This is a genomic window from Cyanobium sp. ATX-6F1 (genome assembly GCF_047395825.1).
Lineage (GTDB): Bacteria > Cyanobacteriota > Cyanobacteriia > PCC-6307 > Cyanobiaceae > ATX-6F1.
This window is the reverse complement of record NZ_JBCEBF010000001.1, coordinates 670,952-693,761: the sequence shown is the minus strand read 5'-3', so window position 1 is coordinate 693,761 and position 22,810 is coordinate 670,952. Positions and strand designations below refer to the sequence as shown.

At 69.7% G+C, this 22,810-nt stretch carries 23 protein-coding genes and 6 pseudogenes; 16 read left to right on the top strand and 13 right to left on the bottom strand.

All coding sequences use genetic code 11. The features are described from left to right. Positions 1–63 precede the first annotated feature (63 nt). The 3 genes and pseudogenes from leuC (at position 64) to AAF143_RS04305 (ending at position 2,751) form a co-directional block, all read left to right on the top strand. Positions 64–1,472 (top strand): annotated as a pseudogene (gene leuC / locus AAF143_RS04315) (3-isopropylmalate dehydratase large subunit). 16 nt (positions 1,473–1,488) lie between these two features. Beyond that, complete coding sequence (locus AAF143_RS04310) at positions 1,489–2,118, top strand: 3-isopropylmalate dehydratase small subunit (RefSeq protein WP_414026542.1); 630 nt, start codon at positions 1,489–1,491, stop codon at positions 2,116–2,118. 111 nt (positions 2,119–2,229) lie between these two features. Continuing rightward, entirely contained in the window at positions 2,230–2,751 is a 522-nt protein-coding gene (locus AAF143_RS04305; RefSeq protein ID WP_255008327.1) for a pentapeptide repeat-containing protein, read from the top strand. A gap of 33 nt (positions 2,752–2,784) precedes the next feature. Here AAF143_RS04305 and AAF143_RS04300 read toward each other — a convergent pair whose 3' ends face one another. The 3 genes from AAF143_RS04300 to AAF143_RS04290 form a co-directional block, all read right to left on the bottom strand. After that, on the bottom strand, positions 2,785–4,548 hold the full coding sequence (locus tag AAF143_RS04300; RefSeq protein WP_261358947.1) for a DUF3769 domain-containing protein: 1,764 nt from the start codon (positions 4,546–4,548) through the stop codon (positions 2,785–2,787). 491 nt (positions 4,549–5,039) lie between these two features. Further along, the gene (locus AAF143_RS04295) at positions 5,040–5,846 is read right to left on the bottom strand and encodes a hypothetical protein (RefSeq protein WP_414026541.1); all 807 of its coding nucleotides are present in this window, start codon (positions 5,844–5,846) and stop codon (positions 5,040–5,042) included. Between the two features lie 123 nt (positions 5,847–5,969). Further along, positions 5,970–6,089 (bottom strand): photosystem II reaction center protein I, encoded by a 120-nt coding sequence (locus AAF143_RS04290; RefSeq protein WP_255008323.1) that lies wholly within the window; start codon positions 6,087–6,089, stop codon positions 5,970–5,972. A gap of 100 nt (positions 6,090–6,189) precedes the next feature. On the opposite strand from AAF143_RS04290, the gene AAF143_RS04285 reads away from it, so the two are divergent. Next, positions 6,190–8,427, top strand: a complete 2,238-nt coding sequence (locus tag AAF143_RS04285; protein ID WP_414026540.1) for a hypothetical protein — start codon at positions 6,190–6,192, stop codon at positions 8,425–8,427. Continuing rightward, positions 8,318–9,295: a glycoside hydrolase family 38 C-terminal domain-containing protein gene (locus AAF143_RS04280; RefSeq protein ID WP_414026888.1), complete on the top strand. Its 978-nt coding sequence runs from the start codon at positions 8,318–8,320 to the stop codon at positions 9,293–9,295. Before AAF143_RS04285 ends, AAF143_RS04280 begins: the two co-directional genes overlap by 110 nt. Positions 9,296–9,297: 2 nt before the next feature. Here AAF143_RS04280 and psbN read toward each other — a convergent pair. Continuing rightward, positions 9,298–9,434 (bottom strand): annotated as a pseudogene (gene psbN / locus AAF143_RS04275) (photosystem II reaction center protein PsbN). Between the two features lie 133 nt (positions 9,435–9,567). Here psbN and psbH point away from each other — a divergent pair. The 4 genes and pseudogenes from psbH (at position 9,568) to AAF143_RS04255 (ending at position 11,143) form a co-directional block, all read left to right on the top strand. Next, on the top strand, positions 9,568–9,768 hold the full coding sequence (gene psbH / locus AAF143_RS04270; protein WP_254939294.1) for a photosystem II reaction center phosphoprotein PsbH: 201 nt from the start codon (positions 9,568–9,570) through the stop codon (positions 9,766–9,768). Between the two features lie 16 nt (positions 9,769–9,784). Then, positions 9,785–9,994 (top strand): annotated as a pseudogene (locus AAF143_RS04265) (TatA/E family twin arginine-targeting protein translocase); the annotation flags it as partial. Positions 9,995–10,235: 241 nt separating this feature from the next. Next, the gene (gene pth, locus AAF143_RS04260; RefSeq protein WP_255008316.1) at positions 10,236–10,889 is read left to right on the top strand and encodes an aminoacyl-tRNA hydrolase; all 654 of its coding nucleotides are present in this window, start codon (positions 10,236–10,238) and stop codon (positions 10,887–10,889) included. Then, the gene (locus AAF143_RS04255; RefSeq protein ID WP_255008722.1) at positions 10,886–11,143 is read left to right on the top strand and encodes a DUF3146 family protein; all 258 of its coding nucleotides are present in this window, start codon (positions 10,886–10,888) and stop codon (positions 11,141–11,143) included. The genes pth and AAF143_RS04255 overlap by 4 nt, the downstream gene beginning before the upstream one ends. Here AAF143_RS04255 and AAF143_RS04250 read toward each other — a convergent pair. The 3 genes from AAF143_RS04250 to ntcA all read right to left on the bottom strand — a co-directional run bounded on the left by AAF143_RS04250 (position 11,121) and on the right by ntcA (position 13,643). Next, on the bottom strand, positions 11,121–11,594 hold the full coding sequence (locus AAF143_RS04250; protein ID WP_255008314.1) for a RuvX/YqgF family protein: 474 nt from the start codon (positions 11,592–11,594) through the stop codon (positions 11,121–11,123). The two genes, AAF143_RS04255 and AAF143_RS04250, sit on opposite strands and share 23 nt — an antisense overlap. Then, the gene (locus tag AAF143_RS04245; protein ID WP_255008312.1) at positions 11,591–12,802 is read right to left on the bottom strand and encodes a DUF3084 domain-containing protein; all 1,212 of its coding nucleotides are present in this window, start codon (positions 12,800–12,802) and stop codon (positions 11,591–11,593) included. Before AAF143_RS04245 ends, AAF143_RS04250 begins: the two co-directional genes overlap by 4 nt. A 100-nt stretch (positions 12,803–12,902) precedes the next feature. After that, on the bottom strand, positions 12,903–13,643 hold the full coding sequence (gene ntcA / locus AAF143_RS04240) for a global nitrogen regulator NtcA (RefSeq protein WP_255008310.1): 741 nt from the start codon (positions 13,641–13,643) through the stop codon (positions 12,903–12,905). A gap of 308 nt (positions 13,644–13,951) precedes the next feature. On the opposite strand from ntcA, the pseudogene AAF143_RS04235 reads away from it, so the two are divergent. From AAF143_RS04235 to AAF143_RS04225, 3 genes and pseudogenes are all read left to right on the top strand, one after another. Beyond that, positions 13,952–14,501, top strand: a pseudogene (locus AAF143_RS04235) (cob(I)yrinic acid a,c-diamide adenosyltransferase). Beyond that, entirely contained in the window at positions 14,501–15,094 is a 594-nt protein-coding gene (gene dcd, locus AAF143_RS04230; RefSeq protein ID WP_255008307.1) for a dCTP deaminase, read from the top strand. Before AAF143_RS04235 ends, dcd begins: the two are co-directional and overlap by 1 nt. A gap of 62 nt (positions 15,095–15,156) precedes the next feature. After that, entirely contained in the window at positions 15,157–15,669 is a 513-nt protein-coding gene (locus AAF143_RS04225; RefSeq protein WP_414026539.1) for a thermonuclease family protein, read from the top strand. A gap of 26 nt (positions 15,670–15,695) precedes the next feature. Here AAF143_RS04225 and thyX read toward each other — a convergent pair whose 3' ends face one another. Further along, entirely contained in the window at positions 15,696–16,418 is a 723-nt protein-coding gene (gene thyX / locus AAF143_RS04220) for an FAD-dependent thymidylate synthase (RefSeq protein ID WP_255008304.1), read from the bottom strand. A gap of 41 nt (positions 16,419–16,459) precedes the next feature. Further along, on the bottom strand, positions 16,460–17,068 hold the full coding sequence (locus tag AAF143_RS04215; RefSeq protein WP_414026538.1) for a thioredoxin domain-containing protein: 609 nt from the start codon (positions 17,066–17,068) through the stop codon (positions 16,460–16,462). 38 nt (positions 17,069–17,106) lie between these two features. On the opposite strand from AAF143_RS04215, the gene AAF143_RS04210 reads away from it, so the two are divergent. After that, positions 17,107–17,556 carry an NIL domain-containing protein gene (locus AAF143_RS04210; protein WP_255008292.1) on the top strand — a complete coding sequence of 150 codons (450 nt, stop codon included), beginning with the start codon at positions 17,107–17,109 and terminating at the stop codon, positions 17,554–17,556. Positions 17,557–17,577: 21 nt separating this feature from the next. Continuing rightward, the gene (locus AAF143_RS04205) at positions 17,578–18,069 is read left to right on the top strand and encodes a hypothetical protein (protein ID WP_255008290.1); all 492 of its coding nucleotides are present in this window, start codon (positions 17,578–17,580) and stop codon (positions 18,067–18,069) included. A gap of 187 nt (positions 18,070–18,256) precedes the next feature. Here AAF143_RS04205 and AAF143_RS04200 read toward each other — a convergent pair. Beyond that, positions 18,257–18,577 (bottom strand): annotated as a pseudogene (locus tag AAF143_RS04200) (transglycosylase SLT domain-containing protein); the annotation flags it as partial. A gap of 163 nt (positions 18,578–18,740) precedes the next feature. Then, the gene (locus tag AAF143_RS04195) at positions 18,741–20,081 is read right to left on the bottom strand and encodes a tetratricopeptide repeat protein (protein ID WP_414026537.1); all 1,341 of its coding nucleotides are present in this window, start codon (positions 20,079–20,081) and stop codon (positions 18,741–18,743) included. A 139-nt stretch (positions 20,082–20,220) separates the two neighbouring features. Here AAF143_RS04195 and AAF143_RS04190 point away from each other — a divergent pair, with 139 nt between their 5' ends. Together AAF143_RS04190 and glmM are read left to right on the top strand one after the other, a co-directional pair. After that, on the top strand, positions 20,221–20,358 hold the full coding sequence (locus tag AAF143_RS04190) for a hypothetical protein (RefSeq protein ID WP_414026536.1): 138 nt from the start codon (positions 20,221–20,223) through the stop codon (positions 20,356–20,358). An 87-nt stretch (positions 20,359–20,445) separates the two neighbouring features. Further along, positions 20,446–21,838 (top strand): annotated as a pseudogene (gene glmM, locus AAF143_RS04185) (phosphoglucosamine mutase). Here glmM and AAF143_RS04180 read toward each other — a convergent pair. Continuing rightward, positions 21,825–22,409, bottom strand: coding sequence for a BadF/BadG/BcrA/BcrD ATPase family protein (locus tag AAF143_RS04180; RefSeq protein ID WP_414026535.1), 585 nt, complete (start codon positions 22,407–22,409; stop codon positions 21,825–21,827). The pseudogene glmM and the gene AAF143_RS04180 overlap by 14 nt on opposite strands. Then, on the bottom strand, positions 22,406–22,804 hold the full coding sequence (locus tag AAF143_RS04175) for a hypothetical protein (protein ID WP_414026534.1): 399 nt from the start codon (positions 22,802–22,804) through the stop codon (positions 22,406–22,408). The genes AAF143_RS04180 and AAF143_RS04175 overlap by 4 nt, the downstream gene beginning before the upstream one ends. Between the last annotated feature and the right edge of the window lie 6 nt (positions 22,805–22,810).

Below are 22,810 nucleotides of genomic sequence, written 5' to 3'. Positions count from 1 at the left end.
GTTGGGCCTCTCGGCTGCTGCCCCTTCTAGGCTGGCTCATCAGAGCAACAGCAGGAGGACCAGGTGAGCGCCGGCACCCTCTACGACAAGGTCTGGGATCTGCACAGCGTGGCGGAGCTGCCCGGCGGGGCCACCCAGCTGTTCATCGGGCTGCACCTGATCCATGAGGTCACCACCCCCCAGGCCTTCGACGGCCTGAGGGATCTGGGCCTCGGGGTGCGTCACCCCGAGCGCACCGTGGGCACGGTGGATCACATCGTTCCCACCAGCTCCCAGGCCCGCCCCTTCGCCGATCCCCTGGCCGAGGCGATGCTCGTCGCCCTGGAGCGCAACTGCGCCGAGCACGGCATCACCCTGCACGGAATCGGCAGTGGCCGCCAGGGGATCGTGCACGTGATCGCCCCCGAGCTCGGTCTCACCCAGCCCGGCATGACCGTCGCCTGCGGCGACTCCCACACCTCCACCCATGGGGCCTTCGGGGCGATCGCCTTCGGCATCGGCACCAGCCAGGTGCGCGACGTGCTCGCAAGCCAGAGCCTCGCCCTGGGCAAGCTGAAAGTGCGCCGGATCTGGGTGGAGGGGCGTCTGCCGATGGGCGTCTACGCCAAGGATCTGGTGCTGCACATCATTCGCATCCTCGGGGTGAAGGGGGCGTGGGCTACGCCTATGAATTCGCCGGCCCCGCGATCGAGGCCCTTTCGATGGAGGAGCGCATGACCCTCTGCAACATGGCGATCGAGGGCGGCGCCCGTTGCGGTTATGTCAACCCCGACGCCACCACCTTCGCCTACCTCAAGGGGCGCCCCGCCGCCCCCTCCGGAGAAGCCTGGGAGCGGGCTGTCGCCTGGTGGAGCACCCTGGCCAGCGGAGCCGACGCGGTCTTCGACGACGAGGTGCGCTTCGCTGCGAGCGCCCTCTCCCCCACGGTCACCTGGGGGATCACCCCGGGCCAGGGCATCGGTGTGGATGAAACCGTGCCCACCCCTGAGCAGATCGAGCCTGATGAGCGCCCGATCGCTGAGGAGGCCTACCGCTACATGGATCTGGTGCCGGGCGCCCCGATCGCCGGGCTGCCGGTGGACGTGTGCTTCATCGGCAGTTGCACCAACGGTCGCCTGAGCGATCTGCAGGCCGCCGCCGTGGTGGCCAAGGGTCGCCACGTGGCCCCCGGGATCCGCGCCTTCGTGGTGCCGGGTTCCGAGCAGGTGGCCGCCGCCGCCGAAGCGGAGGGCCTCGATCTGGTGTTCAAGGCGGCGGGCTTTGAGTGGCGCGAACCCGGCTGCTCCATGTGTCTGGCGATGAACCCCGATCGCCTCGAGGGCCGCCAGATCAGCGCCAGCTCCAGCAACCGCAACTTCAAAGGGCGCCAGGGTTCGGTGAGCGGCCGCACCCTGCTGATGAGTCCGGCGATGGTGGCCGCCGCCGCCGTCACCGGCCATGTCTCCGATGTGCGCACGCTGCTGGCCCCTTGAACCCATGAGCGTTTCCATGAGCTTTCCCGTTGGCCCGATCGAGCGCATCGAAAGCCGGGCCTTGGTGCTTTCCGGCGATGACATCGACACCGACCGGATCATCCCGGCCCGATTCCTGAAATCCGTCACCTTCGAGGGTCTCGGCGAGCAGGTGTTCGCCGACGACCGGCTCGAGCTCAAGGGGGCCCATCCCTTCGATCGCCCCGAACACGCGGGGGCGCGGATCCTCGTGGCCAACCGCAACTTCGGCTGCGGCTCCAGTCGCGAGCACGCCCCCCAGGCGCTGATGCGCTGGGGGATCCGGGCGATCGTGGCCGAGAGCTACGCCGAGATCTTCTTCGGCAACTGCCTGGCCCTGGGCATTCCCTGTTTCACCTCTCCCCACGGGCAGGTGTTGAGCCTCCAGGCGGCGATCACCGCTGATCCCGCCCAGCGCTTCGCCCTCGACGTGCGTGCCGGACGGATTCAGGCCATTGGCGGCGATGGCGAGACAGCGGCCTCCTGGGATCTTGCGCTGGCGGGCGGGGCCCGGCAGATGCTGCTCAGCGGCCAGTGGGATGCCACCTCACAGCTGCTGGCCCACGACGTCGAGCTGCGTGCCACTGCCGCCCGTCTGCCTTACCTGAACGGCTTCGCCGCCGCCTGAATCCCGCGCCCCCATCGGCCGGAGCGGCGTGGAATCCGTCCGCACTGGCTTTGTGACGGTCGCTTGATTGTCCATCAAAGTGGGATCAGCGAGGCCCAAGGAGACCAACACATGGCTGCCCATCCTTTCCCCGCCTGGATTCGCTGGCTGCAGGGTGCCGCCGCGGGGGCGGTTCTCTTGGCGGGAGCTTCCCTGGCGGCTTCTCCCCTGCCGCCGACTGAGCCCGGCGCCACGCCCATTGCGCTGGCGCCGTTCCGTGCCCTCGCCCCCTGGCCCAGCTGCCGGGGCTGCGATCTGCGCGGCGTCGACCTGCGGGGCCGTCACTTGATCGGCCTGGATCTGCGCGGCGCCGATCTCAGCGGCGCTGACCTGCGCGGGGCCAACCTGGAGGGGGCCGACCTGAGCGGCGCCCGGCTGGTGGGCGCCCGCCTGGAGAACGCCACCCTCAGCAATGCCGATCTGGCCGACGTTGATCTGCGGGGAGCTGATCTGCGCGGGTCGGTGGCGATCCATGCCCTCTCACCCGGTGCCCGCACCGAGGGGATCCGCATCGCCGGTGCCGATCTCTACGGCAGTGATCTGGTGATCGGCGGCCCTGATGGCGGTCCACCGCCGCTGCCGCCCCTTCCCTGAACCGCTCGCCCTCCCTGGGCTCAGCCAGTGGTTTTAGAAGGGCCGCCGGCCCACATCACTGCCGGGGTGGACGGGCACGAACGGCACCCCCGTGCCGCTGAAGCTGAAGTCGTTGAGCTTCACCCGCACGCCACCCAGTTGTTCGTAGGGGCTGTAGTAGATGCTGAACTCATAGGCGCGTCGCTGCCACTTGAGCTCCACGTAGGAGCCCGTGAGGTCGCCGTAGTTGGGCGAACGCCCATCCACGTTGAAGCCGATGCCGCCGCTGAGCACCAGGGGGCCGTAGATCTGCTGGCTGAGGCCCACCCCGATGGTGGCCAGATCTGCGGCCCGATCAAAGCTGAACGGACTTAGTCCGTTGAGCAGGGTGCCGCCGCCGGTGATGGTGAGCTGGGTGTAATCCAGGAAGGGCTTGCTGAAATGGCCCAGGGTGAGGGTGGGGCCGGCCGAGAAGCTGAACTGGTTCTGGTGGTCCCCGGTGCCGTAGTAGGCCGCGATGACGGTGAGGTTGGTGTTGAAGGTGAGCCCAGGCACAATCGCGGTGCCCACGTTGCGGTAGGCCTCGGTGGCCGTGAGCGGCAGGGGCTTTCCGGTCCACACCGGCAGGGAGCTGTTGATGGCGATCACGCCGCTGCCACGCCAGAGATCAGTCAGGTTGGTGCTCTCGAACTGGTTGCCCTGGAAGCTGCCGACCCCCATCCGCCAGATGTAGCTGTTGCTCAGGCGCCCCCAGTTGGGCAACGTCCCGCGTTTTTCCAGGGAAACGCCATAGGCGGAGTAGATGTCCTGTTCTCCCAGGGAGCCGTTCCAGGTGCGGAAGCGGTAGGCCCCGAAGATCCGGGCGGTGCTGGTGCCGACCAGGGGCAAGCGGACATCCCGCTGGAGATCGCCCCAGCTGCGGGTGCCGTTGGCGAAGTTCTTGGGGTTGAAGGTGGAGATGCTCAAGTTGGCGTCGCTGGTGAAACCCAGCAGCGGCCCCGTGTAGTTGGCCACCAGGCCAAACAGATCAGAGAACTCGGCCGGCTGTTCGCTGGGGCTGGCACCGGCCGATTGGCCCGGGAGCACGTAGCTGTCGGTGGTTCCTAGGACAGCCCTGCGCAGGAGGAACTGGGGCTGAAGCGCAAGTTCTCCCGTGGAGCCGATCTTGATCGGCCTCAGCTGCCTGCCGATGAAGTTGCCGTCCCTGTCTTTGCCGTCGTTGCCAAGCACCCAGCGGTTCTCCACCTGCTGTTTCTTCTGGATGCGCTGGTTGCGGCTGACCGGGATCGGAAGCTGATCCTCAAGGATGAGGCGGTTGCGGTCGGAGCTGATCAGGATGTCGCCGTTGGGCTGCGTTCGGGCCACGACGTTTTCAGCATCCAGCCAGGTCTGGGCCGGGGTGAAGGGATCGTTGGTCATGCCGATGCGGTCGGCATGCCAGCCATCGGGTGTGATCGTGAGTTTGGCGGCCTGGAAGCGCCAGCGGCCCACGGTGCCGCTCACCAGTTTCTTGTTGGCGGCCGTGTTCTGGGACTGAATCTGGGCCGGGCGTACGCCACCGAAGGAAACCTCTGTGTCCGTTGAGGTGAAGACGCCGTTGCTGCCGGCGCCAAAGCGGCGACCGGCGGTGAGGCCCTGGCGCTGGGTGATTGAACCGATGCGCTGGTCGATGGTCTGGATCGCTTTGTAGCGAGCCGCTTCTTGCTCCTGGGGGCTGATGGGTTGGGTGGCCAGGCCCGAGCCGGGTGCGCTCGGAGTTGCGCTGGGGCCCTGGGCGTTTCCAGCCGCTGACGGCGGGCTGCTGGTGGGAGGCCCCATGGCCACCTGCTCAAGCGCATCGGCGAGGGTGAGCACCCGCCGGCGCTTGCCGCGTTCGGGATCCGGGCAGCCCAGGGGAGGGGCCAGGGCCACCTGCACCGGCCCTTTAGGGTTCGCATCACTGCCGAAGCGGTAACGCAGACCCAGCAGGTAGGCGTTGCTGCCCTCGCTCACACCGCCGTAGACCCCGAAGGCGCCCGAGCGGTGGTGAATCCGTCCCACCAGCGACCACTGGGGCGAAACCAGCGCCTCGATCTCGAAGCCCAGGTAATTGAGGAACTGGCTGTAGTTCTCTCGGTAGGTTTTTTCATAGAGGCTGTTCTGGCTCAGCAGGCTGACTCCCTGGACGAAGGCGACGCTGAGCCTGGGCAAGAGCCAGGCCCGGAAGCCGACGCCCAACGTGATTTCGCCGAACGCCTGGCCGGGGTTCTGGGAGAAAGGCACCGCCTGGTTGAAGCCACCGCCCCGGTCGGGTTCGGCCCGGTGGCCCATCAAGGTGGAGTCGAATTCCAGGGCGATCGGACCGGCTTTGTAGAGGCGGCGGTTGAGACCGACCCCCAGCAGGTATTCCGGCCGCATCCTTCCTTGGAACAGGAAGGTCTGGCCGAAGTTGGTGTCGATGGCCTGGCCGCCCCAGAGGGTGGCGGCCCAGGGGTAGGGATGCCAATTGGGCACCGGCGGCACCTTGGGGGGCAGGCCATCGGCTGCTCCGGTCCCAGGGGCAGGCTGGGGATCGCCTCGAGATCGAAATCCTGCTTCGATTGCTCCAGATCGAGGTAGCCGTAGACCTCCTCGACCTCACCCCGCTGCTCGTTGAGGTTGTAACGCAGGCGGCTGGCCTGCAGGTATTGGTTGCCCCGCTGGAAACGCACCGTTCCGCTGGCATAGAGGCTGCCGCTGATCGAGTCGTATTCGACCCGATCAGCAAGGATGCGACCCCCCGCCAGCAGGGCCCGCACCTTGCCCGTGGCCACGGCCCGGTTGAGCAGGGTGTCGAGGGCCTGGGAATCGGCCGTGAGCTGGATTTCGGCGGGGAAGCTGTTGGAGGCGGTGCGCTCGTTTGCTTTCGTGGCGCCCCCGCTGGGGGCTGGGGTGTTGGGCTGCTCAGCGCTGGGGAGAGGCGGCAGCGGTGGCGGCCCCAGGGGCAGGGATGGCCCCGCATTCAAGGCTGGGGCGGGTTCCGCGCTCTCGGCGCCACCATCGCCGAGGTTTTCAGCGCGAACGCTGGGGGTGAATCCGACGCAGGCAAGCGTCCCAAGCAGGCCCAGGGCCAACCCAGCTGGAAGACGTTCGCTCACCAAGCCTGCCGAAACGGGGCTGATCCTCCCATGGCAACGACGGGAATCAAGCGTGCCCGGGGCGGGTGATCAGACCGGCCACGGGTAAGGAGCCGGCAGGGTTCAACGGACGCCGAGATTGTCTCAGTCTTCGAGGTCCTTACGGCTTGGGGTGCGGGTGGGATCGCTGGCCAGGAAGCCGAACACGAAGATCCCGATGAAGAAAAAGACTACGGAGTAAACCGAAACCTTGAGGGCGAGCATGGTCCGTCCGGCGGGTGACAGGGGGTGACAGGCGCCCGGTGGGGCCGGAACGACCCTGAGGCAGCGCCATCATCCTATGGCTCACCGATGACGGCATTGGATGGCTGAGGGCCCAGAGACGGTGCTTCACCCCTGGATTGAAACGTTTCGGTCACGGTCCAGCCGCGATCTCCATCCCCACTGGCGGGTGCAGCGCCCTGGCGGCCTGGAGTCGCTCGCCATCGACGACCCCTGGGGCCGGCGGCACCGGCCCGACTGGTTCGCCCGGGGCCTGATCATCTGGCCCCGCGGCGGCCAGGAGCTGCGGCTGAGCCAGCGCCTCCTCTGCCCGGAGCCCTGGCGGGCCTGGGGCCAGCTGCGGGCCCGCCTGGTGTTGCGTTGGTGGGCCGAGGCGGCCGAGCTGCGGGTCGACGGGGAGAGCGTGCACCGCGGCGATCTGTTCGACACCGCCTGCCGCTGGACCCTGCCCGAGCGCTGGTGGGCAGGTGAGCCCCTGGAGCTGGCGCTCACCCTGCGCAGCCCACTCCATGACGATGGCGCCTTGATCCAAAGCCGCCTCGAGCTCGAGCCCACGGGCTCAGGCGATCCCCACGGGGTGCTGCTGGCCCAGTCCCTGGAGCTCGTGGTCCTGCGGGCGGAGAGCGAGGGCACCCCAGGCCCACTGGCCGAGCGGCTGGCGGCCCTCGATCCAGCCTCCCCGTCCGAGCGGGCCGCTGGTCTGGAGCTCCTGCGTGAACAGCTCAGGGGGATGGCGCCCTCGCCTGCTGAGCCCGGGTTTCATGTGCTCGGCCATGCCCATCTGGATCTGGCCTGGCTGTGGCCGGTGGCCGACACCTGGCAGGCGGCGGAGCGCACCTTCCGCTCCGCCCTGGATCTGATGGAGCGCCATCCCCAGCTCCATTTCGGCCACTCCACCCCGGCGCTCTACGCCTGGTTGGAGCGCCACCGCCCGGCGCTGTTTGCGGCGATTCGCGCGGCGATGGTCGCCGGCCGCTGGGAGCCGATCAACGGTCCCTGGGTGGAAAGCGACTGCGTGCTGATCGCGACGGCCTCCCTCTGGCGCCAGTTCGAGGAGGGGCAGGCCTACAGCCGCTCCCGTTTCCCTGAGTGGGAGCCCTCCGTGGCCTGGCTGCCCGACAGCTTCGGCTTCGGGGCCGGTCTGCCGGCCGTGGCCGCCGCCAGTGGGGTGCGCTGGTTCTGCACCCACAAGCTGGCTTGGAACGCCACCAATCCCTTCCCCCATCGGCTGTTCCGCTGGCGCAGCCGTTGCGGCGCCGAGGTGCTCTCCCTGATGACGGCCCCGATCGGCACGGACGGCGATCCGGTGGCGATGGAGCGCTACCGCCAGAGCTGGCGGCGCTCCACCGGCCTGGAGACCGCCCTCTGGCTGCCAGGGGTGGGGGACCACGGCGGCGGCCCCACCGCCGAGATGCTGGAGCAACTGGAGCTTTGGCAGGGGCAACCGCTGGCGGCGCCCCAGCGCCACGGCAGCCTGCGCGCCTACCTGGCGGAGCTGGAGCCCCACCAGGCTCAGCTGCCGATCTGGCGGGATGAGCTCTACCTGGAACTGCACAGGGGCATCGCCACCAGCCGCCCTGATCAGAAGCGCCACAACCGCAGCCTGGAACGGCTGCTGCGGGAGGCGGAGTTGGCGGAGGCGCTCCGAAGCGCTGCGTCCCACGGCCCTGAGGGCCGTTCCGCAACGGAGGCCGCCGGGCGGGCCGAGCTCACGGAGGCCTGGCGCACGCTGCTGTTTCAGCAGTTCCACGACATCCTTCCAGGCACGGCGGTGCCGGAGGTGTTCGAGCAGGCCGAGCCCCAATGGCGTCAGGCCCGGCGCCTGGCGCGGCGCCAGCGGGATGGGGCCCTAGGGCGCTGGTTGGCGCCCCGACCCCGGCCGGTGGCGAACGCCTGGTGGCTGGTGCAGCTGCAGGCCCTGGGGGCCACGCCGCTCACCGTGCGCTTGCCCCGGGGCGACTGGCGCCTGGCCGATGGCTCGTCCCTGCCGCGGCAGCCGGCGCCATCCGGCGGCGACTGGGTGCAGCTGAGCGGGCCCCAGGGGGTGGCGGCACTGTCCCTGGAGCGCCGTTCCCTTGGGGGCCACCCAGAGCTTGCTGGTGGAAGCCCCGGCGGCGATCGATGGTCCCGTGATCAGCCGCCCCGGCGGCATGGAGGGCCGCCACTGGCTCGGCAACGGCCTGGTGTCCGTTCAGGTGGGGCCCCAGGGGCTGGAGCAGCTCTGGAGCCAGCACGGAGTCGCCCAACTGGAGTCGCCCCTGGAGTGGCGCCGCTGGCGCGATCGCGGCGCCTTCTGGGATGCCTGGGATCTGGCCGATGACTACCGCGACCATCCCTTGCTGCTGGAGTGGGACGGTCCCCCCGAGCCCGTGGATCAGGGGCCCCTCTGCGCCGGGTTCCGTTGGCGGGGACGCTGCGGCGCCAGTGCCCTGCGGCTGGAGCTGCGCCTGCGGGCCGCCTGCCCCTGGGTGGAGCTGATCCTGGCGGTGGACTGGCGGCAGACCCATGAACTGCTGCGGCTTGAGCTGCCCCTGGCCCAGGGGGCCGAGCGCTGGGCGGCGGACACCAGCGGCGGCGTGATCGAGCGGCCCGCCGAGGCGCTGATGGCGCGCGAACGCAGTCGCTGGGAGCTGCCGGCGATCAGCTGGCTGGCGAGCCAGTCGGGCAACGCGGGTGGACTGGCGGTGCTGCTCGATGGCCCCCAGGGGGTCTCGGCCTCGGCGGAGCGGCTGGGGGTGTCGTTGCTGCGGGGGCCCACCTGGCCCGACCCGGGCGCCGATCGGGGCCATCAACGGCTGCGGCTGGCGCTGTTGCCGCTGCTCGGGAACTGGCGCGCCGGAGCGGTTCCCCAGCAGGCGGTGCGTTTCCGCGAACCCCTCTGGCTGCGGCCGGCCGGGCCCGGCTCAGGCCCAGGGAGCACAACGGACGATGGCCTGCATCTGGGCCACCCTGATCTGCAGTTGTTGGGGCTCAAGGTCGAGGGGCCATCGCCCCAGGGGCCCGTGCTGCTGCTCAGCGCCCAGAACCTGGGGCCCTGTCGTCGCTGGCTCGACCTGCCGGAGGGCTGGACGGTGCTGGAGCGGATCGCTGGCTTCCCTGGGCAGCACGGCGATTCGGCCGGCGATGGGCAGCTGCTGCGCCCCTGGCAGTTGGCCCGCTGGCGGATCCGCCGCTCGACTACCGCTTGAGTTCAGTCGTCGTGGTCGTCGAACGGGTCGGTCAGACCCTTGGAGGGGGCCCGAAAGCCTGGTAGACCCCAAAACCCGTGAGACCCAGCAGCACCGCCAGCACAGCGAGGGCGATCGGAATGGCAGGGGAGCTATCCATGGACAATCTCAGGGGAAGGGAAGGGGCCGTGGGGTGCTGCCGTCCCGTCACAAGACCCGACAGCCACCGCCCTCCGGCGGCGTCTCGCCTACAGTACCGAGAACGATCCCCCGCCAGAGAGGACTGCGACGCCATGGCCCAACGCACCCGCCTGGGAGATCTGCTCCGCCCCCTGAATTCCGAGTACGGCAAGGTCGTGCCTGGTTGGGGAACCACCCCGGTGATGGGTGTGTTCATGCTGCTGTTCTTTGTCTTCCTGCTGGTGATCCTGCAGGTGTACAACAAGTCGCTGCTGCTCGACGGCATCACCGTCAACTGGAACCCGCTGGGCTGACGCCCGGCCCCCACCCATGAACATCTTCGGGATCGGCTTGCCTGAGATGGCGGTCATCGCCGCCATCGGTTTGTTGGTGTTCGGTCCGAAGCGCTTGCCTGAACTGGGCAAGACCCTGGGGCGCACCTTGAAGGGCTTTCAGTCGGCTTCGCGGGAATTCGAGCAGGAGTTCCGCCGCGCCATCGACACCGAGACGGTCGTTGCCGAGACTCTGGCGGCTGAATCCCTGGCCAGCGCCGAATCAGCCAGCGCCGAGGCAAGCACCGCTGACGCAAGCACCTCTAACGCAAGCACCTCTAACGCAAGCACGGGCGAGCTGGCGGCCATGGCCGGTGATCCCGATCTGAGTTCTGACGGCACCCCCGTCTCCAGCGCAGGCCCTTAAACACCGCCACTGGCTGGGTAACTCAGGCCCATCGCTCCTTTTGAGGGCTCTCCTGAAAGGTCCTGGTCTTTCCTCTTCGTCCATGGCATCTCCTGCGGCCGCGCCGCTCCAGCTGCTCGTCGGCCTCGGAAATCCCGGCTCCGACTACGAGGCCACCCGCCACAACGTCGGGTTCATGGCCCTTGAGCGGCTGGCCGCGGCGGATGGCGTGCGCTTTCGCTCCCAGGCCAAGCTCCATGGCCTGCTCGCCGACCTGCACCAGGGTTCCGGGCGCCTGCGGCTGCTGATGCCCCAGACCTTCATGAACGAGAGCGGCCGCTCGATCCGCGCCGCCCTCGACTGGTTCGATCTCGATCCCAGCCAGATGCTGGTGGTCGTCGATGACATGGATCTGCCCCTGGGGCGCCTGCGCCTGCGGGCCTCCGGCGGTGCTGGTGGCCACAACGGCCTGCGCAGTGCCATCGCCCATCTCGGCACCCAGGACTTTCCGCGTCTGCGCATCGGCATCGGTGCCCCGGCCCTGAACCCCGAAGAGCGCAAGGCGCGCACGCTGTCCCATGTGCTCGGCCGCTTCCAGGCCGCCGAACAACCGTTGCTGCGTGCGGTGCTCGATGAGGTGATCGCCGGCGTGGAGATCGTCCAGCGACTGGGGCTGGAGCGGGCGGCCACCCGCCTGAACAGTTTTCAGGTGACGGCCGGTGGCAATCTGGCTTCGGATTCGCTTCCACCGCGCTGAGTCGCCTTCCCGCCACCACCGCGCAGCTGCGCGTGCTGCACCAAAGCTTCAGCAGACGACTGCTGGAGGGCGAGGTCACGGCCGGTGGCTTCCATTGGACCTTCAGCTGGGCCTTCGATCGGGGCGAACTCAGCGTTGAGCCCTCCCTGGGGCGGGCTCTGATTCAGGACGCCCTGCTGCGCTTTCTGCTGCAGGCCGACTACCAGCTCGAGCCGGGAGGCGATTACGCCTTCACCGTGCGGGCACGCCTGTAACAGCTCGCCCGTCCGGGATCTGCCGCTCCAGGGGCCACCCCAGGTGACGCTCCAGCAGCAGCTGGGCCACCACGTCATCCCAATCCCGCGGTGGAAGACGCAGGCCTTCCGGCAGCAGGCGCCTCCAGGGGCCGGGAGGTTCCAGTTGCCAGAACCGGTGCCGCGCCGCCAGGGTGCTGCCGCGCTCATCCACCAGGATCACAGGCAGCAGCGGCGACAACCGCGCGCACCAGGCGCCACTGCCGGTGCCGTTGCCGAGCACCAGCGCTGCCAGCGGGTCCTCGGCCTGCCAGTGCTGGATTCGCTGCCAGCACTCCTCTGGTGGCAACACCAGGGCCTCGATCACCCGCCGCCTCGAGCCATCGGTGCGCACCAGACCGCACTTGCTGCGGCCTGGATCCAGGGCCGCCAGGGGGCCGCCATGGGCCCCGTCCGCCGGCGCAGGGGTCATGGGCGGGGAAGGCTGCGCACCGCCGGAGAGGGGCCGTCGATCCAGCGCAGGTCGACGGTGATCGGGTCGGCGATGTCACTGTTGCGGACGGACACGGTTTCCAGGCGAACGGCCAGGCCCGGGGGCCGCTCGCTCAGTTCCTTGCCCAGGCGGTTGAAGCTGGCCACGTCGAACTGCACGCCGTCGGCGAGGGAGCCCTGGCCCTGGGCGCGGGTGAAGGTGGCCGCCATCAGCAGATTCAAGCGACTGCGCACCTGCTCGGGACTGCGCTGGTCAGCCTCGACAACGGTGGTGGCCATCACATCGCCGCGGCGGATCACCTGGCGGTTGGGTCGCACGTCCGGGAAGGCCAGCACTTGCTGTTCGCCGCGCAGCACATTGGCGGCGGAAATGATGCTCACCACCCAGGATCCTGGTTTGGTGATGACACCCTGGAGCCGGGTGATCTCGCTGCGGGGCACCAGCAGGATCTGGCGATTGGCCACCTGGTCCGGCAGCACGCGCTGGTAGGCGACCAGGTTGGCCTGCCGCAGCAGCGCCTTGATCACGAGGGTGGCCTGGGAGGCGTTTTCCAGGTTGATCTTGGCTGTGGCCAACGGCTGGCCGCTGCTGATCACCACGTCCCCCCGGCGCAGATCGATCAACTTCGCTTCAAGCCGTTTCAGTTCCTTGGCGCCCGCCGCGATGCGCTGGTTCACCGTCGCAAGCTCCGCCTCGTTGCGCCGGATGTCCGCGTCCTTGGCCCGGATGTCCTGGCTGAGCAGATTGCGCTGCCGCTCCAGCTGGAGCCGTTGCCGCTGAAGCGGTTGCAGTTCGTTGCGCAGTTTCTGGGCGCGCTGGTCGGCCGTGGCCAGTTGCCCCTGGGCCTGGTGCAGGCCGAGCTCGGCCCGCGCGCTCGCCTGCTGGGCCCGGCGGATCTCCGCCTGGCTGCTGGCCAGATCCCTGCGGCTGTCCCGCAGCTTGCGCTCCAGCTGATCAAGCTGGAACAACCCAGTCCGCAGCCGCTCGCTGACCAGCAGCATCAGCCCCAGGGACACGGCGCTGATCAGGCTGCCGGTGAGCACCGTGATCAGCACCGCCGTGTTGCGGGGACGCAGGTTGAACAAGCTCAGCCGCGCCTTGCCCACGCGGCTGCCGAGGCGGTCACCGAAGGTGGAGAGCACTCCGCCGAGCACCAGCAGAGCCAGGATCAGCAGCCAGCCGGACACGGAACCAAGCGGAGGCTCTCAGTATCCATCCGAATCCAACCCAGCCGAATCGAGCGGGAACGAATCGAGCGGGACAGCGGCGGAGCTGGAGCCGGTGGGCTCAGCTGAACTTCTTGGCCAGGGCCACCGGATCGAACACCGTGATCTTCTTGCGGTCGATCTGCAACAGGCCGGCGTTGCGCAGGTCACCCAGCAGGCGGGTGATCGTGACCCGGGTGGAGCCGATCGCTTCGGCGATCGCCTGGTGGGAGAGGCGCAGGTCAATGGTGATCCCCTCGCTGCCGGGCACGCCGAAATCACGGCAGAGCACCAGCAGGAAGCTCACCAGCCGCGAAGACATGTCCCGGTGGGTGAGGGTTTCGATCATCGTCTCGGTCTGCAGGATCCGCGAGGAGAGGCCCTGGAGCATCAGCAGGCCGACGCTGGCGTCCACCTCGATCGCCCGGCGCACGGAGGTAGCAGGCGCTGTCACCATCTCCACCCGGGTGAAGGCCACAGCGTGATAGAAGCGGTCGGAGCGCTGGCCGGTGAGCAGGGACAGCACCCCGAACAGGCTGTTTTCCCGCAGCAGGGCAACGGTGATCTCCTCGCCCGATTCATAGACCCGTGAGAGGCGAACGGCCCCGCGCCGCAGCAGATAGACGCGCTCGGCGGGGTCACCGGGGAAGAAGATGGTTTTGCTGCGCTCCACCGTTTCCACGCTGCTGCCACTGAGCCCCCGGATCACATCCAGAAGCGTGGGGGTGGGGGCGGATCCAGCCGCGCCTGGGGAGGCCATGCCACTCGTTCCGGAGCTGGGACCGCTGCTATAGCGGCTGAAACCGCGGGTGGCGCCGACCATCAAGGCGGGGAAAGTGGTGAAAAGCTAAAGATCGCCCCTGGCTGCCCCTGTATCAACAGACACCATCGCTCCGCTGGAGGTTTCTGGCTCCTGGGTGCTGGTACGTGCGTTCGCGCTAGGGATGGTGTGCCGTTGCCTTGCCGGTGGGGCCGACACCGCTACATTCAGGGTCCGCCACCCAGGCCCGCCTGCCGCTGCACCCTCAGATTTCAGCTGCCGATCAGGGGCTCAGGCCCTCCAAGTCGCTGGCCACCTCGCTGGCCGCGGCGCCCCAGGCAGAGCGACACCGTGTTCCCCCTTCTGTGCCGATGACCGCCAGCCTGCGCAAACCCGGCCTCGACCACGGTGCCCCCCGTCCCCTGCGCAGCCTGCGGCTCGTGAGCCAGCAGGAAGGTCTGTTGCAGATCCACACGGCTCCGTTCCGCGGCAGCTTCGGCGGAGTGTTCAGCCAGGCGCTGCGCACCGCCGGCCTGGGCAGTCGTGTGCTGATCAGTCAGTTCCTCAAGGGGGTGTGGAGCAGGGTCTGGGGCACAGCCTCTGGCTCTGCGGCCGCCTTCAGTGGTTGCGCCCCGATGTGCCCGGTTGTCTGGAGATCCCCCCGCCAGCGAGCAGGAGCGTCAGGCGGTGCAGGAGGTCTGGGCGTTCAGCCGGGAGCAGTTGCTCGCCGGTTCGGTGGAGTTGATGGTGCTCGATGAGCTGGGGCTGGCGGTCGAACTGGGTTACCTGGAGGCCGCCGATGTGAGCGAGACCCTGGAGCGGCGCCCTTCGCATCTCGATGTGATCCTCACCGGGCCGTCGATGCCGCCGCCGCTGATGGCGATGGCCGACCAGGTCACCCAGTTGCGCCGGGGGAGCTGATGCTTAAGTGCGATCGCTGGATCAACGAACAGGCCGCCGCAGGCTTGCTCGAGCCCTTCCAGCCCACGCTGGTGCGCCATCTCGACCCTGAGAACCGGACGGCTCCGGTGCTCAGCTACGGCTGCTCGTCCTACGGCTACGACCTGCGGCTCTCGCCGAAGGAGTTCCTGATCTTCCGCCATGTGCCGGGCACGGTGATGAACCCCAAGCGGTTCAATCCCGCCAACCTCGAACCCGCCGCCCTGCACCAGGACGAGGACGGGTCCTATTTCATCCTGCCGGCCCACTCCTACGGCCTCGGTGTGGCCTTCGAGAAGATGAAGGTGCCGGCGAACATCACCGTGATCTGCCTTGGGAAGAGCACCTATGCCCGCCTCGGGATCATCGTCAACACCACCCCCGCCGAGGCCAGCTGGGAGGGCCACCTCACCCTGGAATTCAGCAATTCGTCCGGCGCCGATTGCCGCATCTACGCCAACGAGGGGATCTGCCAACTGTTGTTCTTCGAGGGGGATCCCTGCGAGACCACCTACAGCGACCGTTCCGGCAAGTACCAACACCAGCCGGAACGGGTGACCCTCGCCAAGGTCTGAGCGCAGTTCGCGCTTCGGGGGCGGTGTCATGGACGGGGTCTGCGCGCTTCATCCTCGCGGCGTTGCCGCTGCTACTGGCCGCCCAAGGTTCAGCCCAGGCCGCCGTGCCGCTCTCGGTGGATTACTCCGTCAGCCGGGTGGGCGCGAAGGTGTTGTCCGTGGTCGATGGCGACAGCTTGATGGTGGCGGTCCAGGGCAGGCGGCTCAAGCTGCGGCTGGCCTGCATCGATGCGCCTGAGCTCGCTCAGCCCCCATGGGGTGTGGCGTCGCGGGCGGCCCTGAGGGCGCTGTTGCCTCCGGGCAGCCCGGTCCTGCTCACGCCTCTGGGCACGGACCGCTACGGCCGAACGGTGGCCAAGCTGCTCAGCGAGCGGGGCAACGTCAACTGGATCCTGGTGCGGCGTGGTCAGGCCCTCGTCTACCGCCAGAAGCTCAGCCGTTGCGATGCGAAGGCCTTTCTCTCAGAGGAACGGCAGGCCCAGCGCCAGGGGCTGGGGGTGTGGGGCCCGCCGCGGCTGCCGATCGCCGCCTGGGAACGCCGCTGGTGCCGCCGACAGGGGAGGTTGCTGAGCTAGCTCGGCCATGGCCCGTCTTGGCCCGCTCAGGGTGCCAGCCGCGCCTTGTGCAGCCGATTCTTCTCGTACCAGGCGGCAATCTCCGGGGCCCAGGCCACGAAGTGGGGCCAGAGCAGGTCGCAGAGCTGGCGGATCTCCTCCTGGGCGTCGAGCTTGGCCCGCAGGTCCATGAAGTGCAGGAAGGCCCGCAGGCTGAAGCTCACCACGAAGTGCTGGCGGTAGTCGAAGGGCAGGATGCCGCGGGCGTGCTCCTCGGCGAAGCCCGCGTCAAGCAGGTCGCGGTAGCGCTCGGCGGCGGCGCGGCAGAGCGCCAGATCCTTGGCGCGCTCCTCGGCCGTGTAGGCGTACTTCTTGCCCTGGCGGTCGCTGTAGCTGCCCACGGGCCGCAGGTAGAAGACCTCCTCAAGCTCCAGCTCCCCGTTGGCGGCGCGGCGGATGCGATCGCCGGTGTAACGCATCGACTGCACATCGAAGCTCACACCCACCCGGTGGGTGCGGGCCTGCTGCATCACCGAATGGGGAAACCAGCCGACGTTCAGCACGATCTGCCCGTGTTCCAGGGGGCCGTAGTGGCCGCGTTCGCCCCCCAGCAGCCGCTTGACGCAGATTTCCCCAGCCCGGGTCTCATCGGGCCAGTTGGCTCGGTCGGCCGCCACGAAATCCTCGGAGTAGTCCTGGTGCATGGCGGCGTAGACGCACTGCTGGGGGTTGGGGGTGGCGGCGATCAGCTCGACCCGAAAGCGGTTCATGGCGGGGGAACGGGTGGGCTTGAGCGAAGCACGGGGCCTTTTTAGCGGCAGCAATCAGCCGTGGCTGCGGGGACCGGTAACGGCCGCGGTGGCGCCGCCGCCGGCCAGGGGGCTGGTGCTGCCGACGCCGGCCAGGCGGGGCAGGGGGTCTGGGCGATCAGGGCACCGGTGAGGGCGTCGAGTTCCCCTCGGCTGCGGGCACCCAGGGAGCGTCCGATCGGTTGACCGTCTCGATCGAAGAGTTCCAGCTGGGGAATGCCGTTGACCTCATAGCGCTCGACCTCGCCCTGCCAGCGAGGGTTGTCGACGTTGAGCAAGACCACATCCAGTTCGCCGTGGTGATGATCTTCGATCGCCTCCATGGCCGGAGCCATCGACCGGCAGGCCTCACACCAGTCGGCATAGAACTCCACCAGGGTGGGCCGTCCGTCGCTCAGGGCCACGGGCAGATCGAGCGACAGGCGGGCCAGGCGCTCCAGGGGTGCTTCCCGGCGCAGACCCCCTTGGAAGACGAACACCACCACCGCCAGCAGGGCGGCGATCAGCGCCAGCAGGATCTGCTCCCGTCGGCCCAGGGAGGCGGTGGCGCCGGTCGCTGGGGAGGGGAAGGGTCGCCGGACACGGTCAGCGGAAGATGGACAGGACTGCACTCTGGCAGCGCTAGCCTCGTTGCGACGGGTCGAACCGCGTGAAACGCCGCCTCACCCTTCATTTCCCCCGCCAGGCGGTGCACCAGCCGATCACCTATCGGTTGGCGGTCGATTTCGACATCGCCGCGAAGATCCTGCGCGCCCAGGTGGCCCCGAACCAGAGCGGCACCATGGTGGTGGAGCTCTCCGGCGACATCGACGAGCTCGATGCGGCGGAGCTCTGGCTGGAGAGCCTGGGCCTCGGCCTGAACCGGGCCCCCGGGGAGATCCGCGTCGATCCAGCCCGCTGCGTCGACTGCGGCATCTGCTCGAGCGTCTGCCCCAGCGGCGCCCTCAGCAGCCGTGCCCCGAGCTGGCAGCTGCACTTCGACGCCAAAATCTGCCTGGTGTGCGAGCAGTGCATCCCCAGTTGCCCGCTGGAGGCCATTGCTCTGGTGCTGGATCGGCCCGCCGCCGATACGGTGCTGCCTGGAAGCCGAAGGCCCTGAGAGACGACGGCCCTGAGAACGATGCTCCGCTACCTGACCCTGCCGATCCGGGCGCCGATGACGCTGCTGCTGGTGGCGGTCAGCATCTACATGGGGGCCCACTGGATGGCGGCCCATCAGTCCTACCAAGGGAACGGGGCCGAGGAGGCTTGGCTCGCCTACACCGTCTACTGGCCGATTCAGTGCCTGCAGACCCTGGTGGTGGTGATGGTCTGCGCCATGCCGGATCAGCTGTTTCGTCAGCTGTCGCTGTTGATGGCCACCAGCAAGGCGATCACCCTGGTGGTCACTCTGCTGTTGGTGATCACCGGAGGGCTCTACTTGCTCCACCTCAACGTGCTGGCCGATGTGGTGATCCTGGCCTGTTCGGTGCTGCTGGCCCGCCTGGACCTGATCCGGCTCCGCGTGGTGCCACCGCCGTTGCTGGGGGCCCTGGCCCTGAGTCTGCTGGTGCTGCTCGGCATGGGCCTTGGCGCCCATCTGCAGGCCGAGAACCTGATCCGAATCGGCTAGCAGGCGGGTTCGCGGCCGCGTCGCAGGTAGCTCCAGCGGTTGCCCAGCACTTTTTGACGTACAGCCGGGTTTCCGGGTAAGGGATGGCCTCCACCCAGAGTTCGGGATGCCGTTGCAGCAGGGGCCCGAGCCAACCCTGGACGGCGCCGGGGCCAGCGTTGTAGCTGGCTACCGCCCGAATGGGATCGCCCCGCCACAAGGTGAGCAGTTGCCGTAAGTAGCGCGCCCCCAGGGGCACGTTGATGTCGGGCTGCTGGAGGGCCTCCAGGCTAAGTGGCTTGCCGGCCAGCTCGGCGGCGGTCTCCGGCATCAGTTGCATCAGGCCGACGGCACCGGCGGCGGAGCGCACCGCCGGCGTGAACCGGGATTCCTGCAGGGACACCGCCAGCAGCAGCGCCGGATCCACCCGCTCGCGCTTGCCCGCGCCTAGGAACAGGGGCGCGAAGCGCACCGGGTGGAGGTCCTGATCGAACCCCTGCCGGCTCTGGCAGCTGCCGGCGGGGAGCATCAGGTGGGCCTGCTCCAGTTGGGCCAGGCCCGTCCAGTCATCGCCCACCCCCTGCCGCAGCCGCCCCTCCACCACCAGCGCTTCGGGCTGAAGGGTAGGCCGGTTGCGGCGCTGGTTCCGCCAGCGCTCCCAGGTTTCCAGGCGTTGATCCAGCCGCCAGAGCTCATCCAACTCGGCATCGCCGCTGGTCAGCGGGCGCCAGGGGGCGGCGTGAGCGCGCTGAGGGCCGGTGGATTCGCCGCCCCGGCCTGGCCCAGTTGCAGGGCCGCCCGCCAGCCGTAGTAGCCGCTGGGGGCGGAGCTGAGCAGCCGCTCCCAGACCCCCGGGCCGCCGCTTCCTGGCCCAGCTGCCGCTGGGCGTAGCCCAGCCAGAACTGCTGGCGGGCCGCCAGGGGAGCGGCCAGCTGCGCTGGATTCAGAGCGCCCAGCAGCTCGGCGGCCTCGCGCCACTGGCCCTTGAGCAGCCGTCCCCGGGCCAGCTCCCACTGCAGATCCCAGCTGGCGGGATCCCCGGGCCAGCGCTGCAGCACCGCCCGCCAACTGCCTTGATGCTGGAGCACCAGGCGCGCCTGCACCGGGGCTGTGGCCCGCAGCGGCGCGGGCAACTGGGCCAGCAGGGCCAGGGCCTCAGGTCGCGGCTGCTGGCTGAGCAGCCGGCTGGCTTCGAGGGCTTCTGGCGCCTGCGGCCAGCGCTGGGCCAGCTCCAGCAGCCGCTGCTCTGCTTTCTGTTGCTGGGGCCCATCACCCTTGAGCAGGGCCGCTGCGAGGCTGAGGGCAACGGCGGAATCGCCCAGGCTCGCCCCGCCCAGGCAGTCTAGGGCGGCGGCGCCATCCCCCAGCTCCGCGAGGGCCAGGGCCAGCGTTCGCCGCTGCTCGGGTGGTGGCGGCGCAACGCCCTTGACGGCACAGGTGCGCCGCAGGCGGGCTTCTGCGCCAGGCCAGCGGGGACCCCAGCGCGCCAGGTGCAGCGTGCCCAACCTCTCCTGGTCGATCGCCGGACCCAGCTCCAGGGCGCCGGCCAGGGCGGCCGGGTGCGCCGGGAAGCGGCGCAGCAGATCGAGCCGCTGGGCGGGTGTCCGCCGGCCGAGGGCGTAGAGGGCGTCGGCGCTGGCGGGATCCCGGGGGAAGCGCCGCAACAGCTTGCTCCAGAGGTCGTCGGCTTCGACGCCGCGGCCGCGGCGCTCGGCCGCCAGGGCCTGCCCCTTGAGGACCACCGCCGCCAGCATGTCCGGGCCCCAGCCCTGGCCCGCCAAGAGCTGGTACTGCTCGTCGGGGTTCCCCTTGACCCGCTCCACCAGCAGCAGGCTGGCCTCCCGGCGCCGCTGCGGGTCCACCTCCCCATGGCGCACCCAGCTCAGTTGAGCGCTCGAGCTGGCGGGGGTGAGCTCCGGTCGTTGCTGCAGGGCCCAGCGGCCCGTGAGCAGCAGCGCCAGAGCGCCCGCGCAGCTGAGGGCGATCAGCAGGGGACCCTGGCACTGGGCGGCGGGGGCGGGCGGTTCGCTCACGGGGTCTTGGCGGTGTTGGCATTCTGGGGAGCAGCGATCAAGCCTCGATGCGTCTGCCCACGGCCTTGATCGATCGTCTGCCCCCTGGCTGGGCAGCCTGCCCGGCGCCCACCAGCGTCGCCGCGCCCTGATGGTGCTGGTGGCCGCGGGTCTGGTGCTGTTGTTGCGCTCCTGGTGGCCGCTGCTTCTGCTGCCCGGCTGGGTGGTGGGCGGCCTGCTGCTCTGGGCGGTGATCGAGTTGCTGCGCTGGGCCTGGTGGCCCCGGCGCTGGCGTTGAGTCGCCTTGAGGGTCCAGCGCTGGCGTTGAGTCGCTTTGGGGGCTCCGGCGGGTCGGCTTAGCCTCATCGCCAACCGAGCCGCCGCGATGCCCGATCTGCCCCCCGCCGGTGGGTCCCCCCTGGGACCGGCCGTCGCGGGCTTCGGCACCGACGGCATCCGCGGCCGGGTGGGCACCCAGCTCACCCCGCCCTGGCCCTGCAGGTGGGCTACTGGTGCGGCCAGGTGTTGCCGCCCCAGGGTCCGGTGGTGCTGGGCTCCGATTCACGCACCAGCGGCCCGATGGTGGTGGCGGCGCTGAGCGCCGGACTGAGCGCGGCCGGGAGGGAGGTCTGGGATCTGGGGCTCTGCCCCACCCCGGCGTTGCCCGGCACGATCCGGCGCCAGGGGGCGGCCGGTGGCCTGATGGTTTCCGCCAGCCACAACCCCCACGACAACGGCATCAAGGTGTTCGGCGCCTCCGGCGCCAAGCTTGATCGCTCGCAGCAGCAGGCGATCGAGGCCGGCCTGCGGGGGAGTCCAGCGCCGTGGTGGTCCCTCTGGCGGAGCTGAGCTGCGGCGCCTTGCGCGACCGCCGCGACCTGCTGAGCGACTACCGCGAGGCGCTGATCGCCAGCGCCTGTGGCCGGCAGCTGGAGGGGGCGAAGATCGTGCTCGACCTCTGCTGGGGCTCGGCCACGGCCTGCGGCGCCGAGGTGTTCGAGGCCCTGGGGGCCGACCTGACGGTGCTGCACGGTGTTCCCGATGGCCGCCTGATCAATGTGGGCTGCGGCAGCACCCACCTGGAGGCCCTGCGGCGGGCCGTGCTGGAGCGGGGGGCGGCGATGGGCTTTGCCTTCGATGGCGACGCCGACCGCATGCTGGCGGTGGACGGCCGGGGCCGGGTGGTGGATGGCGATCAGATCCTCTACCTCTGGGGCGGCGCCCTGCTGGAGGCGGACCAGTTGCCGGACAACCGGCTGGTGGCCACGGTGATGTCCAATCTGGGCTTCGAGCGGGCCTGGGAGCAGCGGGGTGGGGTGCTCGAGCGCACCGCCGTGGGCGATCAGTACGTCCATGCCGCCATGGAGAGCTCCGGCGCGGCCCTGGGCGGGGAGCAATCGGGTCACATCCTCTCGGCCCGCCACGGCATGAGCGGCGATGGGCTGCTCACGGCCCTGCAGGTGGCCACGCTGATCGCTGGCAGGGGAGGCTCCCTGGCCGACTGGCTGGACACCAGCTTCAGGCCCTACCCCCAGATCCTCTTGAACGTCACCGTTCCCGATCGCCAGCGGCGCCAGCAGTGGCAGAGCTGCGAACCCCTGCGCGCCGCCGTGGAGCAGGCCGAGGCCTCGATGGCGGGATCCGGACGGGTGCTGGTGCGGGCCAGTGGCACCGAGCCCTTGCTGCGGGTGATGGTGGAGGCCGCCCAGCAGCGGGAGGTGGAGCACTGGTCACGCCACCTGGCCGAGTTGGCCGATGCGAGCCTCAACCGCAGCTGAGCAGGGCAGCGGCCACCTGCAAGGCCCCCGCCAGGGCATCGCCCCTGGGTTCCCTGAGCCGTGCGGCGGGCAGGGCGCTCTGAAGTGCGGCCGCGAAACGGTCCCTCAGCTGATCGAGGTGCGTCAACGCCCCCGTGGCGAACACCGCCGGGGCCGTGAGTTCCAGGCGCTCCGCCACCCCGCTGACCAGCTCCACCAGGGCGTTGGCGGAATGCTGCACGATGCGGGCCGCATCGGGATCACCGCCGGCCGCCAGCCGGTTCACGGCCGGGGCGAGGCGGGCAAAGCCGGCGGGCGCAAAGCCGGGCGCCACCACCTGGGCTTTGATCCACTGGCCCGTGATCGCGGCCCCGGTGATCCCCTCGGCGTCCGCCAGGGCCGCCCAGAGACGCGCGCGCAGGGCGCTCTCCGGCAGGCGCCCGTCGGCCATGCGCAGGCTCAGGGCCAGGCCATCGCGGCCCAGATCCATGGCTGATCCGGCCCCATCCAGTTGCCAGCCCCAACCGCCACAGCGGTGCTCGCGGCCCTGGCCGTCCTGCCCCAGGGCGATCGAGCCCGTGCCGCTGATCACCAGGATGCCGGCCCCGCGGCCGCAGGCCCCAGCAGGGCCGTGCGCTCATCACCGCTGGCCCGCACCCGCTCGAGCGGCAGTCCAAGGGCGGTGGCGATCAGGGTCTGGCCTTGTTGCTCCAGGTCGGTGCCCGCTTCGATCCCGCTGGCGCCGGCGGCGGCGGCGCCCAGGGCCAGGGACGGCCTGGAGCCGTTCCCAAGGGCGGCGCGGGCGGCGCCGTAGCTCGTGCGCAGGGCGGCCAGAAAACGCTCCTCGCCGCCGCTGGCCGCAAGATGGCTGACCCCCGGACCCTCACCGCTGGCCACGGGCTGGATCCCGCCGTCTGCGGCCACCAGGGCAAGCCGGCAGCTGGTGTGGGTCTGGCCGGCGTCGAAGCCGGCGATCAGGTTGGCCATGGGCCC

Bases quoted from the DNA above. Each gene is read 5' to 3' on its own strand.
- AAF143_RS04310 (WP_414026542.1), top strand. From the start codon at position 1,489: ATGAGCTTTCCCGTTGGCCCGATCGAGCGCATCGAAAGCCGGGCCTTG.
- AAF143_RS04300 (WP_261358947.1), bottom strand. From the start codon at position 4,548: ATGGGGCCTCCCACCAGCAGCCCGCCGTCAGCGGCTGGAAACGCCCAG.
- AAF143_RS04175 (WP_414026534.1), bottom strand. From the start codon at position 22,804: ATGGCCAACCTGATCGCCGGCTTCGACGCCGGCCAGACCCACACCAGC.
- pth (WP_255008316.1), top strand. From the start codon at position 10,236: ATGGCATCTCCTGCGGCCGCGCCGCTCCAGCTGCTCGTCGGCCTCGGA.
- ntcA (WP_255008310.1), bottom strand. From the start codon at position 13,643: ATGGTCGGCGCCACCCGCGGTTTCAGCCGCTATAGCAGCGGTCCCAGC.
- AAF143_RS04305 (WP_255008327.1), top strand. From the start codon at position 2,230: ATGGCTGCCCATCCTTTCCCCGCCTGGATTCGCTGGCTGCAGGGTGCC.
- AAF143_RS04285 (WP_414026540.1), top strand. From the start codon at position 6,190: ATGGCTGAGGGCCCAGAGACGGTGCTTCACCCCTGGATTGAAACGTTT.
- thyX (WP_255008304.1), bottom strand. From the start codon at position 16,418: ATGAACCGCTTTCGGGTCGAGCTGATCGCCGCCACCCCCAACCCCCAG.
- AAF143_RS04250 (WP_255008314.1), bottom strand. From the start codon at position 11,594: ATGACCCCTGCGCCGGCGGACGGGGCCCATGGCGGCCCCCTGGCGGCC.
- psbH (WP_254939294.1), top strand. From the start codon at position 9,568: ATGGCCCAACGCACCCGCCTGGGAGATCTGCTCCGCCCCCTGAATTCC.
- AAF143_RS04205 (WP_255008290.1), top strand. From the start codon at position 17,578: ATGCTCCGCTACCTGACCCTGCCGATCCGGGCGCCGATGACGCTGCTG.
- dcd (WP_255008307.1), top strand. From the start codon at position 14,501: ATGCTTAAGTGCGATCGCTGGATCAACGAACAGGCCGCCGCAGGCTTG.
- AAF143_RS04290 (WP_255008323.1), bottom strand. From the start codon at position 6,089: ATGCTCGCCCTCAAGGTTTCGGTTTACTCCGTAGTCTTTTTCTTCATC.